We start from the raw sequence: 677 nt of genomic DNA, 5'->3' as shown, positions 1-677 counted from the left end.
GATCAAGCGGCCATAGCGGAAGAACGACCGGCGGCGATGCGACTCGACTTCCTCCGGCTCAACGTCGAGTTCAGGAAGATCCGCCGGCCGAATGCGATAGTTCGCGGCTACCGCCCGCCACGAGCCCGGCTCGTGTTGAACTTCCACCTCATGACGCTGTCGGTCGACCGTGACCGACCGGACGGCCGGCGCAGCTAGGGTGACGCGGAGCAACATGGCGAGGCGGCTGTCCGACGAGAGCCACTCGGCGCCGCCGATGACGAAGCGGTCGGGGCCGGTGATCCGGACCGAGAACCGCGCGGAGCCTGGGGTTGCGAAGGCGTTCGCGTTGAGGGAGGACATCGTGTTGAAGGTGATCGTAGCTCGCTACGCCTCTCCGTCGAACCTGCCCGCCAGGGCATCGACCCGCTGCCGGACCTCGCCTTCCGCGCGAGGGTCGCGCGCCGTGGTGCTGTGTAGATCGTGAGACTCGTCTGCAGCGGCAGCCCTCGCTTGCCGGCCTGATTGAACCGATGCGTCCTGTTTCAGCGCGTTGCGGCGGGAGCGAGAAGCGAGGGCATCGTGGGCGCCGTCGGAAAGGCCACGCTGGACTGCGCTGCTGTCCGGCATGAGATCATGCACATAGGTCGCGGCGAATACCGCACCGTAAGCGACTGCATAGCTGAGAGAGTACATTC

The 677-nt window shown here is 66.2% G+C and carries 2 protein-coding genes; both read right to left on the bottom strand.

All coding sequences use genetic code 11. The features are described 5' to 3' along the window. A partial coding sequence (locus NS334_RS16415; protein ID WP_206542687.1) for a hypothetical protein occupies window positions 1-342 on the bottom strand: 342 nt, incomplete at its 3' end. Window positions 343-366: 24 nt separating this feature from the next. Continuing rightward, the coding region (locus NS334_RS18885) for a hypothetical protein (protein WP_206542686.1) at window positions 367-677 on the bottom strand (311 nt) is incomplete at its 5' end.

Source organism: Sphingomonas endophytica (assembly GCF_001476895.1).
GTDB lineage: Bacteria > Pseudomonadota > Alphaproteobacteria > Sphingomonadales > Sphingomonadaceae > Sphingomonas > Sphingomonas endophytica_A.
This window is presented reverse-complemented; position numbering and strand designations above follow the sequence as displayed.